Below are 14011 nucleotides of genomic sequence, written 5' to 3'. Positions count from 1 at the left end.
GCAGTGGCTACGAACGGCGGGCCAGTAGATGGGCGTCGAGGAAGCCCCGATCAGAGGATGGATCGTGGAGCAGCCGGGCGAAGGGATCGAGCCCAGCATCGCCCAGCAGTTCGGCGAGGCGATCCACCGGCCAGCTGTAGGCGGGCGCCACCTTGTGGTCGAACCGGACCGGTTCTTGTCCGTCGGTCCCGAAGAAGGAGACCAGGAGCAGACCGTCCGGTGCCAGGACGCGTACCTGTTCGGCGAGCAGCTCCGGTAGTTCCCCCGGAGGGGTGTGAATCATTGAGTAGTGGGCCAGTACGCCGCCGAGCGCGGCGTCCTCGATCGGCAGGGATTCCATCCGCGCCTCTTGGAAGCGCAGCGCCGGATGGGCCTGCCGGGCGTGGTCGACCATGCCGGGGGCAAGGTCTAGGTTCTGTCCGGCGGATCATGTGACGTTCCGACCGGTCGCTCGTTGGTTGGGTCATGGGCCGGGGGGATCTGACGAACCACGAGTGGTCGCGGCTGGAGCCGCATCTGCCTCCGCCGGGCGGCCGGGGAGGCCGGTGGAGCGACCACCGCACCGTGATCAACGGGATCCTGTTCCGGATCCGAACCGGTGTCCCGTGGCGTGACCTGCCGGAACGCTACGGGCCGTGGAAGACCGTCTATGAGCGGCATCGTCGCTGGTCGGCGGACGGTGCCTGGGACCGGATCCTGCAGGCGGTCCAGGCCGACGCCGACCTCGCGGGCCGGATCGACTGGTCGATGGTCGGCGTCGACTCGACGTCCTGCCGGGCCCATCAGCACGCGGCCGGCGCCCGCACAGCCAAGCCGCGGGTCCCGAAAAAAGGACGACGCCCCGGCACCACCGCCCCGACGAGGGACTCGGACGGTCCCGGGGCGGCCTGACCTGCAAGATCCACCTCGCGGGCGAAGGCGGCTGCCGCCCCATGGCCCTTCTGGTCACGCCCGGCCAGTGGGGCGACGCCCCGCAGATGGTCGAGGTCCTGGATCGGATCCGGGTCCCCAGGCCGCTGGGCGGACGGCCCCGGACCCGGCCCGACCACGTCAGCGGCGACAAGGCATACAGCTCCCGCCGAAACCGCCGCTACCTTCGAAGACGCCACATCCGGCACACGATCCCGGAACCGAGGGACCAACGGGCCAACCGGCGACGCAAAGGCAGAGAAGGCGGCAGGCCCGCCGGCTTCGACCGCGACCGCTACCGGCGCCGCAACGAAGTCGAGCGGACCATCAACCGGCTGAAGAACTCCCGCGCCGTCGCTACTCGTTACGACAAACGGGCCTACGTCTTCCACGGCACCGTCACCGCCGCAGCGATCCGGCTCTGGCTTCGGCAGTGATCCGCCGGACAGAACTTAGTCCGAAGGCGTCCAGGCCGAGTTCGTGCAGCATGGCTGTCAGATGTCCGGGCCCGCACCCGACGTCCGCTGTCCGCAGGTTGCCCGTCGCGCGCACCAGTTCGGCGAAGGTGCCGATCATGGCCCGGGAGAAAGGCTGTGTTTCCAGCCGGTTTGCGAACAGCGATGCGTACAGCTCGACGACACCGTCGTAGGCCGTCCTGGTCTCGTCCTGATGATTCGCCACGGGCAGGACTCTATAGCCGGTCTGATAATTGATCTTGTGGCAGGTCGAGGTGAGTTGACGGATGCGGCATGGAGGCGGATAGAGCCCCTTTTGCCTCAGGTGGACGGACGGGGCCGTCCGTGGCGCGATCACCGGCAGGTGGTCAACGGGGTGCTGTGGCGGCTGCGGACCGGGGCTCCGTGGCGGGATCTTCCCGACCGGTTCGGGCCGTGGCAGACCGTCTACGAGCGGTTCGCCCGCTGGGAGGCGGACGGCACCTGGGCACGGTTGCTGGAGCACGTTCAGGTCCGCGATGACGCGGTGGGCCGGATGGAATGGACCGTCTCCGTCGACTCCACCATCAACCGAGCCCACCAGCACGCAGTCGGCGCCCGCAAAAAGGGGATGCGAACGGGGACGAACTGGAAGATCCGGGCCGCTCGCAGGCGCGCCAGGCCCTCGGCCGCTCCCGAGGCGGACTGACCACCAAAGTCCATCTCGCCGTCGATGGCCGGGGCCTGCCCCTGTCGATTGTGCTCACGCCCGGCAACGTCAACGACGCGACGGCGTTCGGCCAGATCCTCGACGGCATCCGCACCCCGCGCCTCGGCACGGGCCGCCCGCGCACGACACCGGACCGTGTGCTGGGTGACAAGGCGTATTCCAGCAGGGCCATCCGCCATCTGCTGAGGCGCCGGGGCATCGCTGCCACGATCCCCGAGCGCCGCGACCAGGCGGCGAACCGCCACCGACGCGGAGCCCTCGGCGGCCGGCCGCCGGCCTTCGACAAGGTCACCTACCGCGACCGCAACGTCGTCGAACGATGCTTCGCCCGCCTCAAGCAGTTCCGCGCGATCGCGACCCGGTTCGACAAGCTCGGCGACCGCTACCGTGCCGGAGTTGTCCTGGCTTCCTTGATCCTCTGGCTCCGCGAGTCCACGGGGTAATCATTTGTCAGACAGGCCCTAGTAGGTCGACATCCACGGGTAGCAGCACGTGGGCGTCTACCGATGACGCACGGGAGAGCCCCTGCCACAAACGATGTGGCAGGGGCTCGACTGCTCGAAGATCACTTGCTCGGGCAATTGCGCTTGTCGTGCCCGTGGAAGTGACACACGCTGCACTTCCCAGCGTTGGGAGGGACGTTGCACGACCGCTTGTCGTGCCCACCCTCACCGCACCAAGAGCAAGTGCGGGTCCTGCTGGCGCTCATCTACGTCCTCCGTATTGTCCGTTGCTCGCCACCCTCGCGCGGGAGTCTAGCGCCGCGAACCCGTCAGTTTGGCGTTTTGTCAGACTCCTGCCTTCCTTCTCCCGGCGCGTGGCCGCTGCTCTTCGAACGGCGTGGCGTCGCGGCGTAGGAGTAGGCCCGCGAGTACAGGGTGGCTATGGACAAGGCGGCCCGTACTGGCGAGCTGTACGAGTGGCTACTTCGCGGCAACGACATAGACGCTGCCCCAGCTGCGCTTCGGTTTGGCCAGGGCGGGATCGAACGTCCAGGGCTCGACGGTGGTGAAGCCGGCCTCGGTGAAGAGCTGGACGAGCTTCTCGTAGTCGTACGCCCACAGGTGCGGGGTGTACGTGGGGTCGTCGTCCTGGTCGCGGAAGACGAGGTTGACGAGGTCCAGCCGCGTGTTGATGTCGCCGCGGCAGTCGCGCTTGGCGTACCAGCGCTCGATCATCTCATCGGTGGCGTCCAAGGGGCTCGGATACCGGTTCAGAGCGAAGGCGGCGTCGGGAACGCCAGTGATGATCCGGCCACCCGGCACAAGGACGCGGTGGGCCTCACGGACGTAGTGCTTGACCGAGCGCGGGTAGTCGATGTGCTCCAGGAAGTGCTCGGAGAAGATCTCGTTGGTGCTGTCGTCCTGAAGGGGGATGCCCTCGCGGACGTCCCAGAGGAGGTCGGCCGGCGGCACAAGGTCGATGTTGAAGAAGCCATCGACGCGATGAGTTCCACCACCGATCTGCACCTTGGCGGGCTTGTCGTCGATGCGGCCGTTGGGCCAGGCGCGGCGACTGGCGTGGTGGTGGCCGTGGAGTTCAATCTCCTTGGCGGCGGCTCGCAGGGAGCGGGCAAGACCGTGGGTGGTAGCGGGGTCGGCGAGGACGGCGTTGATCTGCTCGCCGAGGAGGTCGATGGAGGGCGTGCCAGAGGGACTCATCGCGGATCTCCTGCGTGTGAGGTTGCTGTTTGGTGGGCCGCGAGAGGCGGCGGTGGGTCAGACGACGTTGGGCGCGGCGGTGGTCCACTGGTTGTTGCGCATGAGGGTGTACTTGATGTCCACCAACCGCGGGGCGATGGTCAGTGAAAGCTCTTCGGCCGGATGAAGGTGACCGGTGCCGTCCCGCTCGGCGCGCCAGACTCGGTAGTCGAGATTGGGGTACGCCGGGTTGATGCCGATCTCCCCCTTGGGCATCGTGCCGTTGAACGGGACGACGATGTCCATGTGATTCCAGTAGTTCCAGGCTTGCAGCGCCTTGTACTGGTCGAAATAGAAATAGAAGTCGGGGTAGCGGCCGAAGCTGCGCAGTTCCCGGTGGATGAGGTGGCCAAGGAGCGGTCCGAGTTGGGTGGCCAGGGAGTCGAACTCCCAGCGCGTGTGGTGCCAGGCCTCGGGGGCTTCGCCGGGTGCGAAGAGGCGGGCGGCGACGAGATAGCTGACCCGTTCGACCAGGTACGCGCTCGCGTGGACGGGGTCGATGGTCGGGTCGACTCGGTGGATGAGCGCCGCCAGTTGCTTCGGGCGGGGACGGAATTTCGCCAGGTCGAACTTGCCGGCCATGGCGGGGAAGGAGGCGAACAGCATCTCCTTGTACAGCCAGTTGTTCAGCTCGCCGAGTTCGGCCAGGCGCCGGGTGTGGTGGGAAGTCGAGTGGAGCATCAGGTACTCGGCGACCGCTTCGAAGTACAGATAGCCGAGGATCGGCAGGCGAGGGATGGTCTCGTCGAGCAGCTTGAGGAACGGATCGGCGTCGACCTGGGTGGCCCGGTAGGCGACGGCGGCAGCGGTGGCGAGGAGGGCGGCCGAGTTCTTGATGCGGCCGGCCACGGTCTCGCGCAGCTGGTGGCGTTCGTTCTTGCTCAGCAGGTATTCGAGGTGGCTGTAGATCCGCAGGTGGATGAGGCCCAGCCGCAGGTAATCCACCCCGGCGAGCCCTTGGTACGCCTGTGGCGGGGTGTCGATTTCGAAGATCAGCGGAGTGGGCACGCGGTCGGTGACGCCGAGCTTGGTCAGAAAGGCAGGCGCTTCCTTTTCCAGGACGTAGGCACCCAGGTTGTGCATGCGGAACCCCTGGACGGTCGCGGTGAGCGGCGCGCAGTAGACGCTCCCGACGAGGCAGCCACCTGACGGGTAGAGCACTCCCTGTCGGCTGATCTCCTCCAGAGCATGGGTGACGTGCAGCAGGTGCAGCTTGCCGTTTCCGCTGAGGGCCTCGAAAAGGGCGTTCTGCCGGAGCAGGTGACCGTTCGGAGTTTCCTCGGCGAGACGCCGGTCCCAGCTCACGGCCTGACTGGCAAGCGGGTCGGGGTGGTCGGGGGAGCTAGGGATGAGGGTTGAGTCGAAGAAGGCGTGGGCGTCCGCCCACAGGTGGTAGGCGTCAAGGAAGTCCACGGTCAGAGCAGGCCTTTCTCCGCGAGCGCGTAGCGCACGGCAACGGTGCCGCTGGCTCCGGCGAGGTAGGCCCGCTCCGAGATGAGGACCAGGTCGAAGGCAAGACCCCGCAGCTGATCGAACGCGGGCTCGCGGACGTACCGGGCATCCGGCCACCACTTCAGCTTCGGCAGGCGGTAGCGGTCCAGGGCGTCGGCGGCCTTGACCAGATCTGTGATGTGCTCGGCCCGGGCGTGGTCGGTCTTGTCGTCTGCGGTGAACGCCTCATACGGGATGTCATGCAGGCGGATGGCGGTGGCTGCCTGCACGATCCGCCGGGGTGTGGCAGTGAGGTTGAAGTGGCCCCAGACGGTGTCAGCGTTCGCAGCGAGCCAGATGGCTGCCCGGGCGCCATGCCCGCGATCGTCCTTGTCGTGGCGCCGCTGGCAGTCGTGGATGGCGGCTGCGAGGACTGCCGTGGCGATATCCGCCTCGTCGAGGCCATTCTCCTCGGCAAGGACGGCGGCGAGAGCCGCTGTTCGCATGGCGTGCCGGACGCCGTGGAGGGAGGTGTACAGGCGTGGGTCGGCCCACCACGGGGTGGGCAGACCGCCGTGCGCTAGCAGTTCCCTCGACTGCGGACGCAAGGCCGGCTGCCGCGCCGGCGGGAGGTCGGGCCTGTGGTCGTTGATCCACGCGATGGTCGCGTGATCCATGTGCTGGTGGAGCGGGAGCTGCCCTTGGGCAGCCAGGTCGATCAGACTTGTTAACGGGGTCGTGCTCACTTGCGCCCCCCTTGATGGTCTCTGCGGTGATGTTCCCTACCGGATGGGTGTGGCCTGCTGCTCGCGCTCCTTGCGCTCCTTCTCGGCGGCCTCGAAGGCCGCGGTGAAGTCGGCCAGTTCCTGCTCCGTCATGAGGGTGACGCCGAGCGCCGTGGCGACGCTCGTGATCTTGGCCTCTGCCTCGGCGCGGGCCGCATCCGAGGAGCCGTCGTCCAGCAGCACTTCGAATTCGGCGTGGTAGCCCCAGGCCTCGCTCCACTTGACCGCGATCTCGACATCGTCGAAGCGGAAGTTGTGGCGGAAGTTGAACGCCTCGTGCATCGCCGCTTCGAAGCCGAGAGCGTTGAACACCTTCACCGCGGCGGGAACGTCAGCAGGGGCGATGGCGAACTCGGTCTCCGCGAAGGCCGCCCCCTGGCCGATCTTGCTTCCCTTGAGCGTGATCTTGGCAGTGCCGACGGTGGTGTTGTCGGTGACCTTCAGGAGCTGGTCGGGGAGAACGTAGAAGTAGATGTGCTTGTCGTCGGGGCCCAGGTCCTCCCCGCTCGTCTTCAGGCGGGCGACGAGCTGGTCGTGGACCTCTTTGGTGAAGCGGGCGCGCATCTCGATCTCGACGGGCATGGGGCTGACGCCTCCTTGTTTCAGGCATGGCGAAGCCAGCCGGACCCTGCCGTGAAGGGCCTGTCCGGTCGGGCGATCGCTATGTGGTTGGTGGTGGAACGCGGGGTGATGCGGCCGATACGGGGTACCGGCCGCATCACCCCGGTGGATCTGTGGGTGTCAGCCGGGGGTGCCGAAGCGCTCCTGGACGACGCCCGAGTGCAGGTAGGTCGGCAGCTGGACGCCCCCCACCGACGTGCGGCCGGTGGCGACCTGTGCCTCCGTCTCGCTGGGGAAACTTTCCAGCAGACGCAGGCACTGCTCAGCCCACTCGCGCGACGCGGGCCAGTCGCCCAGGTCGCGGTGGCGCACTGCTAAGGCGTACGCAGTCTCAGTTGCCGCCCACCGGTCGGCCACCAGCTCACGCTGGAAGATCGACTCCAGCTCGTCTGTGGAGGCCAGGCGGGTCTGGTTGGTCATGGTGCCCTCTCGGATCGACAATCGTGCTCCAGTGGTGATCAACGCCCCGGGGCCCCCGCGGTGACGTCGTGATCCGCTGTCAGTACGTGTAGATCTCGGCCAGCGTCTTGTAGTCCTGCAGCTCGTCCTTGTCGAACCACAGCTCAACCTCCTGCTTGGCCTCCTCCGCGTTGCCGGAGGCGTGTACGAGGTTCGCGACCGCCTTCCCCGAAGCGGTGCTAGCCGCCGCACTGTAGTGCGAGAAGTCACCCCGTACCGTGCCGGCCGGAGCCTGGTTCGGATAGGTGCTGCCTACGATCTTGCGTACGGTGGCGATGGCGTCGAAGCCCTCCAGTACCAGGGCGATGACCGGCCCCTGCTGCATGAACGTCGCCGTGACCTTGTACACCTCCGAACCCAGCCGTTCCTCCAGGTCGAAGTAGTGCCGGCGGGTGAACTCCTCGTCCATCCACTTCATCTTCGTACCAACGATCTTCAGCGCGGCGTCTTCAAACCGAGCGATGATCCTTCCCGCCAGGCCACGCGCCAGCGCATCGGGCTTGAGCAGGACGAGCGTGCGCTCGACAGTGTGTGCCTGAACCTCGGCCATTGACTCCCTTTCGCCTTGTGAGCAACGAACATGACGGACGATCAGCCGTCATCCGCTGAGGTTACCGGCGCTGACAGGGTGGTTCGGGTGTACGTGGAATGCCCCGGATGGGTGAACGCCGACCATGGTGCTGCCGATCAGCCGACAGAGAGGCCCGATCTGGTCAACTTCGCTGTTTGCGCGACCCGCTGGGGGTGCACACCTAGAATCCTCTCGTGGTCGTCCGGCGCAGTCGCGCCTCTCCTTCGCCTCCCAGGGACTGAGCCCTCCGGGTGATTTCGTGGCCCCTGATTGCTCTGATTCTTCCGGGGTCCTTCTCGCGCGACCATGAAGTGCCAGTGCAGTGGGAGTGCACTTTCGGCGCGCAGATTCCTGCACCGAGACGGCGACAAGGGGGCGGTCTTGTGGACGTGGTCGAGCGTTGGAACGGCAGGTACGCCTGTCTGCTTCAGGCCGCCCTGCGGCTCGGCAACGAGCAGTTCGCCGCCCGCCTGGGCATCGCTGTGAGGACGGTGGCCGCCTGGCACTCTGACGCCTCCGTCGTGCCTCGCAGGGAGATGCAACAGCTTCTCGACACCGCCTATGAGCAAGCACCTCCAACTGCACGACAGCGCTTCGCTCTCCTGCTGGCGAAGGAACAGCCCTCAGCAGAGCCGAAGCCGCCTGGCGCGCAGGCGCTGCGGGTGGCCATCGCGGTGGTCGTCCGCGACAGCGATGTCCTCCTGGTGTGTCGGCGAGACGACGCCGCTGCCGGAATCACATGGCAGTTTCCGGCTGGGGTCATCAAGCCGGGAGGCAGGGCGGAGACCACCACTGTGCGGGAGACCTTGGACGAGACGGGTGTGCACTGCGCGGTCCGGCAACACCTTGGGAACCGGCTCCATCCCGTCACGGGCGTGTTGTGCGAGTACTTCCTGTGCGAATACCTCGCCGGCGAGGCCACGAACAGCGACACAGCAGAGAACATCGACGTCATGTGGGTCCCCAGAAACGCGGTGACCCGCTTCATCCCCGTCGATACGATCTTCCCATCCATCCTGGCCGTCCTGGAGGAACAGACGTGACGCAGCAGAACACGGACGAACGGCCGGGCATCGCGGCTGCCATCGTCGTGAACGAGGGGCGTGTACTGATGGTGCGCCGCCGGGTCAGCGAAGGGCAGCTTTCCTGGCAGTTCCCAGCTGGAGAGATCGAGCCCGGCGAGGCCCGCGAGGACGCCGCCGTGCGGGAGACCCAGGAGGAGACAGGGCTGACCGTGGCGGCGGTGAAGCTGCTCGGCGAGCGCATCCACCCGAAGACGGGACGGCTGATGTCGTACACCGCTTGCAAGGTGGTGGGCGGTACCGCTCACGTCGCGGACACCGAGGAACTCGCCGAGCTGGCCTGGGTCGCCCATGGCGAAATCCCGCAGTACGTGCCGTACGGGCTGTTCGAACCGGTACAGGAGTACCTCAACGGGACCCTGATCTCCTGACCTGCCATGTGGACTGGGACCCTATCCCTGGCCACCGTCCCGAGGTCGGACCACGACAGACGCGCTATTCACGGGCCACACATGCCCTTCAGCGGAGGCCATGCCGCGCTCGGCGAGATCGGTTGCCACCATCAGATGGGTGCCCCGTCACAGCTTCCGCCGCATCACTTCGATGCAGGCGGCCCGGGCCCGGTTCGACCGGTCTCTCGGGTGGGCAGATCCGAGGTTCATGCCACTGTCGGTCGTGATGGGCGGCTGCTGCCAGGCGAGGCTCATCTGCGCGCCGGCCTCCGCTCGCGCTGTCGCAACGAGAGTTGCGTAGGGCCCTGCAACTGATGACGCTTCGATCTGGAGCCACGCCTGATGGAAGGCCATGCGTGCCAGGAGGCCGCTCACCTCGTCTGTGAGTTGCTGCCGTACGGCAGCCGACGATTCAGGTCGGCGCCGTACGCGGTACGGCATCTCCAGGTATTCCTCGACCGCAGTCAGGGCCTCCGCGAACGTCTTGGCCCGTCGTTCCCTTCTCGCGGCGCGCTGGTTGAGGACGTACGTCAGGACAGCGCCAGCCAAGGCTATGCAGGGGACAATCAGCGCGGCCGTCTGGGCCCAGGTCCACCCCCCGTCCGTCGCCTGTGCTGCCGCGACGACCTCCACGCATCACTCCTCAGCATGCCGTGAGGCGCATCCTCCACCAGCCACTGGCCGCCCTGCTCACCGCCGGTGAGCCGCCAGTAGTGTTCGAGGAACAAGTGTGTGCGGATTATCTCGATGAGGTCCAGAAGGCCCTTAAGACTCGTCCAGCGTCGCTCTTCCGGGTCAAACGGGTGCCAGAGGCAGAGAGCGCCGTCCTCCGAGTAGCGGTGCTTCGAGGGGATCCCGGGCTTGGCATGCACGCGCGGGAAATCCTGAGGCTTCTGACCATAGGTCGGGTAGGGCGGGTTGCCGTAGAAGCGGATGCTGACATCAATCGGCTCAGGCTCGCCTATGACGTCGAGCCCGGAGAGTACGTACGTCAGTGAGCTGCGGTGGTAGGAGTGTCGGAGCGCGGAGCCGAAGCGTCGCCGGGCGTCTCGTTCGAGCGGGGCCCACCAGGCAGGCTGGGCCCCGTACCAGGTCGGCATGGCGTCAGATTGCCCAAGCCCGAGTCGGCGTGACGAGCCCGACTGCAAGCCCGAGACCCGACGCGGCCGTACCGCCTGAGCGGACAGTCGCGGCCAGGCGACCGGCCTCCTCGTGGGTGGCATCCACGTCCGGCACAATCTCCGGGAGAACCTGGTGAAGACAGTGCTGGGCACTGAGCGGGCGTCCAGCCTCCTCGTGCTCGATTGCGAGGTCGATGTAGTCCCGGGCGGTGCACAGCCGCTTGTGCACCTCGCGATGCGGCATGTTCAGAGGGATGGGCCCGGCCACGCGGGCGGGGTCCGGTGTCGGTCCCCTATCAAGTTCGTCCGCGGCGTAGGTGAAGAAGACCTGCAGTGCGTTGATCAGAGGCATGGGGCGGTCGAGGCAGTCGAGGGCGAGCGCCTTGATGTTCCACGAGCACATGGGTTTGCTGTGGGTCTTGTTCCAGTGCTTCAGCAGCCTGACTGCCCGGGCGAACGCCTTCTCCGTGTCCTTGATGGCCTGGAGAACCATCTGGGTGTGGGTGATCGGGTCGGCGCGGTCCCACTGGTCTGCGATCTGCGTGTTCGGGATGTATAGACCGCGGCCTGACGGGTGCGGGATCGCGGTCATGACGTCCGCGGTGAAGTCGCGCTGGCCCTTCGTGACGGGGTCGCCGAAGCGCACCAGAACAGCGCGGCGGCGACCGACCACCTCGATCGTCAGCTTGGGGAACTCGTCGTCGAGGTCATCGTGGATGGAGTCGCGCGCCTGCTCCATGAGCGGCACTGCGCTCCTCCTGCCCGGCCCGTAGGGTTTCGCGTCGCCCTTGGTCAGGATGACACCCAGGTCGACGTCGGTCAGGGGAGTGTTGGCGTCGCCGTGAGCGACGCTGCCGTTGAAGTAGGCGATGGACCCAGGAAAGACCCGACGGACGGCCGTCGCCAGGAGCCGCCGACGGCGCCTCGCTTCCTTGAGTTCCTCGTCGGTCACTTGGATCTCGCGGCGGGCTTCGCCGAGAAGCGAAGCAAGGGACTGCTTTCGACTCATCGGGTACCTCTCTGCACTGGAGTCCCCCCAGATTCCAATACAGCAAACCATATGGATTCCAATTTAAGCAACAGTGTTTGTGAGACTGGAAGAAGGTTGGCGAGTGCGAGAGGATGCGAACAAATGGACGAGTTCTATGAGGCGTTCGGAGAGCGTCTGCGCAGGGCGCGCACCGCCCAAGGGCTGAACCAGCAGGAGCTGGGGAGCGCCGTGGGCCTCAACCGCACGTCCATCAGCAACATTGAGAAGGGGCGCCAGAGGATCGCGTTGCACATGCTCTTCGAGTTCGCGGCCGCGCTGCGCGTGGAGCCCGAGGCCCTGCTGCCTGCGCCAGACGGCCGCTCGGACGTCTTGGACGAGTTGCCGGAAGACGCACGCGGCTGGGCTCAGAGTGTGCTGGCCAACGCGCAGAGGGAGACAGATCGTGGCTAGGCGAGCAGAACAGGCGGCCAGTCGCCTCCTTGCGGAGGCAGGCGAGGTCTCACCACCTGTAAAGGTGGAGCGTCTGGCCGTTCACCTTGGGGTAGTGATCTCTCGCAGCACCTTCAAGGACGGGGACGTGTCCGGGATGCTCCTCCGTCAGGACGGCCGCACTCCGATCGTAGGCGTCAACGACGCCCACTCAGCTCATCGCCAGCGGTTCACCATTGCTCATGAACTGGGACATCTACTGCTGCACCCGGGGCGCGAAGTCGTACTGGACCGGCCTGTACGGGTCAATCTCCGGGACAAGACCTCCAGCATGGCAACAGACCGCGAGGAGATCGAAGCGAACGCCTTCGCGGCAAGTTTACTGATGCCCGCCGAGCTCATGCGATCGGAGCTTCAACGGCTGCCCGCAACTGTTCGACAGGATCCTGATCTCTGTGCCGCCAGGCTGGCCGACATCTTCGCCGTCAGCACTTCGGCGATGGGCTTTCGCATGATCAACCTGGGTCTGGTGAGCTGATTCACGGGTCGGCAGACGCGATCCTGCATGGCTGAAACTCCGTGGTCGCCGGCCGGGCGACGGGCCTGGGACGCGAGCCGCATGTCAACGCAGAAGGTGCCTTCCTGCTGAACGACAGAAGCCTTGGAGAAGCCTGGGTGTCCCAGTTCAGAATGCACTTTCGCTGCCTCGCTCAAGATCCATAACTCTCTTGGCCGAGGCAGTCGGGCCTGGATATGGCGCCTGCAGCGTCGGTGATATCGACCTTCCGTACGTCGGCAAAGTCGGAGGTTGCGTCCACCCGACGTCCCAGTTCTGTCCGCCGTATGCCTTGATCCGGGCGCGGGCGTCCTCGGAGCCGCGGGGATGCACATCGAGCAGCCCGGCCACTGGAAATAAGGTCGTGATGTCGGCCGGCCCGTAAGGTCGTGCAGATCGGGAGCTGCTGGGCAGTGGCCGTTCGGAATCAAGGGCGTGGCTGCAGCCTGTGAAACGCGGCAGCCAGTGTTACCTCGGTGTCGTCACTCCATGACCAGAGTTCCAACCACGACAGGTAGCCGCCCTGCGTGAAGACCAGGACCCCACCAAAAACTCACCAGCCTCGGTTACGAGCTGTGCTTCGGCCGCCACGACAGTGCCGAGGCCGTTGGGCATGGGCGGCGGTGAGGCTCCGGTGCTCGGCGCGTTGCTGTGGTGCGTTGGTGCCAGGCATGGGTGCGGCTCCTGTTCGAAGGGGGCGGGGGCCCGGGTGGCCGGGCCCCCGCTGGGTCAGCTGCGTGCGGTCAGGGCTTGGTGCGCCGGACGACTGCTTGGTAGCTCTCCAGGACCACGATGACCTGGCGCACCTGTTGGGCGAGGCGGGCGGCGTGCAGGTCGGTGGTGTGGCCCGCGTTCTGGAGCAGGCCGGTGGCCGGTGCGAAGAGCGGCTCCTGGCTGGGGGCGAGGGCGTGGTCGAGGCGGTCGCGCACGTGGGCGGCGTGGCGGAGCAGTTTGCGGTGGAGGCGGTCGGCTTCGCGGGCGGTGCGCCAGAGCAGGTCGGCCAGTTCGCCCAGCGCGGTGCCGTAGGCCTGGCGGTGGCGGCTCAGGGCTTGGTAGCCGTGTTCGCCGAGGGCTACGCGCAGGGCGTAGGTGCCCGGTGCGGGGCGGTCGGCCGGGCCCGGGTGGGGCGGGACGGCTGGGGTTTCCGTGTGGGCGTCGACCTTGTCGTCGGCCGGGGTGGCCGGGCGGGGGATGCGGATGGGGTCGGTCATGGCTGTGGGTTTCCTTCCAGGTTGTGTGGGGTGTGAGGGGTCAGGAGGTTTCGCCGTAGGGGCAGGCGGTGGCGTGGCCTTCGTCGCGCGGGAAGGTGTCCGGCAGCGTGGCCAGGCACAGGGCGTCTCCGCGCGGAAGCGGCGGGCGGGCCAGGTGGGTGCCGAGGTCGGCCAGGTGCCGGATTTCGGCGACCGGTACGGGGGCGGAGCATTCGGGGCAGGGGCCGAGGAGTTCGAAGGCTTCGTCGTCGTAGAGCGGGGAGCGGGCGAGGAAGGCGTACTGCTCGCCGGTGTCGGGGCAGGTGGCGGTTGCCAGGACGGGCTCGCCGGGGGTGGTGCGGCGGCGGAGCCAGTCCGGGGTGACGGTGATCTGGTCGGGGTGGAGTGCGAGGGCGGCGGCCAGCCGTACGGTGATCCGGGCGTACTGCTCGCCCCGGTGGCGGCCGTACAGGCTGAGCTCGGTGGAGTAGCGGAGGAACACGGCTGCGGCGTGCGCCCGTTCGGCGATCGAGGTCATGAGGGCTCCCTTCGGTGGGGGGTGGGTTGGGGGTGGGTGCCGCCCCGGGCTGGCCCCGGGGCGGCACGGGTC

The 14011-nt window shown here is 67.0% G+C and carries 16 protein-coding genes and 3 pseudogenes; 7 read left to right on the top strand and 12 right to left on the bottom strand.

Features of this window, described 5'->3' with window-relative positions:
* Positions 1 to 7 precede the first annotated feature (7 nt).
* Positions 8 to 412 (bottom strand): annotated as a pseudogene (locus tag LIX60_RS21745) (class I SAM-dependent methyltransferase); the annotation flags it as partial.
* Positions 413 to 465: 53 nt separating this feature from the next.
* Between LIX60_RS21745 and LIX60_RS21740 the strand changes: the two are divergent.
* A protein-coding gene (locus LIX60_RS21740) for an IS5 family transposase (RefSeq protein WP_227959985.1) occupies positions 466 to 1346 on the top strand; the annotation gives its coding sequence in 2 pieces (ribosomal slippage) (positions 466 to 826 and positions 826 to 1346; 882 coding nt in all).
* Here LIX60_RS21740 and LIX60_RS21735 read toward each other — a convergent pair.
* Positions 1330 to 1590, bottom strand: a pseudogene (locus LIX60_RS21735) (SAM-dependent methyltransferase); the annotation flags it as partial. The gene LIX60_RS21740 and the pseudogene LIX60_RS21735 sit on opposite strands and share 17 nt — an antisense overlap.
* A 36-nt stretch (positions 1591 to 1626) precedes the next feature.
* Here LIX60_RS21735 and LIX60_RS21730 point away from each other — a divergent pair.
* Positions 1627 to 2538: pseudogene (locus LIX60_RS21730) on the top strand (IS5 family transposase).
* Between the two features lie 458 nt (positions 2539 to 2996).
* Here LIX60_RS21730 and LIX60_RS21725 read toward each other — a convergent pair.
* The 6 genes from LIX60_RS21725 to LIX60_RS21700 all read right to left on the bottom strand — a co-directional run bounded on the left by LIX60_RS21725 (position 2997) and on the right by LIX60_RS21700 (position 7619).
* Positions 2997 to 3734: a methyltransferase domain-containing protein gene (locus LIX60_RS21725; RefSeq protein ID WP_227959984.1), complete on the bottom strand. Its 738-nt coding sequence runs from the start codon at positions 3732 to 3734 to the stop codon at positions 2997 to 2999.
* A 57-nt stretch (positions 3735 to 3791) separates the two neighbouring features.
* Positions 3792 to 5186 (bottom strand): hypothetical protein, encoded by a 1395-nt coding sequence (locus LIX60_RS21720; protein WP_227959983.1) that lies wholly within the window; start codon positions 5184 to 5186, stop codon positions 3792 to 3794.
* Positions 5187 to 5188: 2 nt separating this feature from the next.
* Complete coding sequence (locus LIX60_RS21715) at positions 5189 to 5950, bottom strand: hypothetical protein (protein ID WP_227959982.1); 762 nt, start codon at positions 5948 to 5950, stop codon at positions 5189 to 5191.
* A gap of 36 nt (positions 5951 to 5986) precedes the next feature.
* Positions 5987 to 6571: a hypothetical protein gene (locus tag LIX60_RS21710; protein ID WP_227959981.1), complete on the bottom strand. Its 585-nt coding sequence runs from the start codon at positions 6569 to 6571 to the stop codon at positions 5987 to 5989.
* A 159-nt stretch (positions 6572 to 6730) separates the two neighbouring features.
* On the bottom strand, positions 6731 to 7030 hold the full coding sequence (locus LIX60_RS21705) for a hypothetical protein (RefSeq protein WP_125624179.1): 300 nt from the start codon (positions 7028 to 7030) through the stop codon (positions 6731 to 6733).
* Between the two features lie 79 nt (positions 7031 to 7109).
* The gene (locus tag LIX60_RS21700) at positions 7110 to 7619 is read right to left on the bottom strand and encodes a nucleoside-diphosphate kinase (protein WP_227959980.1); all 510 of its coding nucleotides are present in this window, start codon (positions 7617 to 7619) and stop codon (positions 7110 to 7112) included.
* Between the two features lie 404 nt (positions 7620 to 8023).
* On the opposite strand from LIX60_RS21700, the gene LIX60_RS21695 reads away from it, so the two are divergent.
* Both LIX60_RS21695 and LIX60_RS21690 read left to right on the top strand, forming a co-directional pair.
* Positions 8024 to 8683 carry an NUDIX hydrolase gene (locus LIX60_RS21695; protein ID WP_125624164.1) on the top strand — a complete coding sequence of 220 codons (660 nt, stop codon included), beginning with the start codon at positions 8024 to 8026 and terminating at the stop codon, positions 8681 to 8683.
* Positions 8680 to 9093, top strand: coding sequence for an NUDIX hydrolase (locus LIX60_RS21690; protein WP_227959979.1), 414 nt, complete (start codon positions 8680 to 8682; stop codon positions 9091 to 9093). Before LIX60_RS21695 ends, LIX60_RS21690 begins: the two co-directional genes overlap by 4 nt.
* A gap of 147 nt (positions 9094 to 9240) precedes the next feature.
* On the opposite strand, the gene LIX60_RS21685 is transcribed toward LIX60_RS21690, so the two are convergent.
* The gene (locus tag LIX60_RS21685) at positions 9241 to 9747 is read right to left on the bottom strand and encodes a hypothetical protein (protein WP_227959978.1); all 507 of its coding nucleotides are present in this window, start codon (positions 9745 to 9747) and stop codon (positions 9241 to 9243) included.
* 20 nt (positions 9748 to 9767) lie between these two features.
* On the opposite strand from LIX60_RS21685, the gene LIX60_RS21680 reads away from it, so the two are divergent.
* Positions 9768 to 10112: a hypothetical protein gene (locus tag LIX60_RS21680; RefSeq protein WP_227959977.1), complete on the top strand. Its 345-nt coding sequence runs from the start codon at positions 9768 to 9770 to the stop codon at positions 10110 to 10112.
* 106 nt (positions 10113 to 10218) lie between these two features.
* Here LIX60_RS21680 and LIX60_RS21675 read toward each other — a convergent pair whose 3' ends face one another.
* Positions 10219 to 11244: a hypothetical protein gene (locus LIX60_RS21675; RefSeq protein ID WP_227959976.1), complete on the bottom strand. Its 1026-nt coding sequence runs from the start codon at positions 11242 to 11244 to the stop codon at positions 10219 to 10221.
* Between the two features lie 123 nt (positions 11245 to 11367).
* On the opposite strand from LIX60_RS21675, the gene LIX60_RS21670 reads away from it, so the two are divergent.
* Both LIX60_RS21670 and LIX60_RS21665 read left to right on the top strand, forming a co-directional pair.
* Positions 11368 to 11676, top strand: coding sequence for a helix-turn-helix domain-containing protein (locus tag LIX60_RS21670; protein WP_227959975.1), 309 nt, complete (start codon positions 11368 to 11370; stop codon positions 11674 to 11676).
* 94 nt (positions 11677 to 11770) lie between these two features.
* A complete protein-coding gene (locus LIX60_RS21665; RefSeq protein ID WP_308101716.1) occupies positions 11771 to 12193 on the top strand; it encodes an ImmA/IrrE family metallo-endopeptidase in 423 nt (140 codons plus the stop codon).
* Between the two features lie 761 nt (positions 12194 to 12954).
* Here the strand turns inward: LIX60_RS21665 and LIX60_RS21660 are convergent.
* Together LIX60_RS21660 and LIX60_RS21655 are read right to left on the bottom strand one after the other, a co-directional pair.
* Positions 12955 to 13422 (bottom strand): hypothetical protein, encoded by a 468-nt coding sequence (locus LIX60_RS21660; RefSeq protein ID WP_227959973.1) that lies wholly within the window; start codon positions 13420 to 13422, stop codon positions 12955 to 12957.
* 40 nt (positions 13423 to 13462) lie between these two features.
* Complete coding sequence (locus LIX60_RS21655; RefSeq protein WP_227959972.1) at positions 13463 to 13939, bottom strand: hypothetical protein; 477 nt, start codon at positions 13937 to 13939, stop codon at positions 13463 to 13465.
* Positions 13940 to 14011: the final 72 nt, after the last annotated feature.

The organism is Streptomyces sp. S07_1.15, assembly GCF_020739505.1.
Classification (GTDB): domain Bacteria; phylum Actinomycetota; class Actinomycetes; order Streptomycetales; family Streptomycetaceae; genus Streptomyces; species Streptomyces xinghaiensis.
This window is presented reverse-complemented; position numbering and strand designations above follow the sequence as displayed.

Coding starts and splice junctions, on each gene's coding strand:
- LIX60_RS21725 (WP_227959984.1), bottom strand. CDS start 3,734: ATGAGTCCCTCTGGCACGCCCTCCATCGACCTCCTCGGCGAGCAGATC.
- LIX60_RS21710 (WP_227959981.1), bottom strand. CDS start 6,571: ATGCCCGTCGAGATCGAGATGCGCGCCCGCTTCACCAAAGAGGTCCAC.
- LIX60_RS21705 (WP_125624179.1), bottom strand. CDS start 7,030: ATGACCAACCAGACCCGCCTGGCCTCCACAGACGAGCTGGAGTCGATC.
- LIX60_RS21700 (WP_227959980.1), bottom strand. CDS start 7,619: ATGGCCGAGGTTCAGGCACACACTGTCGAGCGCACGCTCGTCCTGCTC.
- LIX60_RS21675 (WP_227959976.1), bottom strand. CDS start 11,244: ATGAGTCGAAAGCAGTCCCTTGCTTCGCTTCTCGGCGAAGCCCGCCGC.
- LIX60_RS21670 (WP_227959975.1), top strand. CDS start 11,368: ATGGACGAGTTCTATGAGGCGTTCGGAGAGCGTCTGCGCAGGGCGCGC.
- LIX60_RS21660 (WP_227959973.1), bottom strand. CDS start 13,422: ATGACCGACCCCATCCGCATCCCCCGCCCGGCCACCCCGGCCGACGAC.
- LIX60_RS21655 (WP_227959972.1), bottom strand. CDS start 13,939: ATGACCTCGATCGCCGAACGGGCGCACGCCGCAGCCGTGTTCCTCCGC.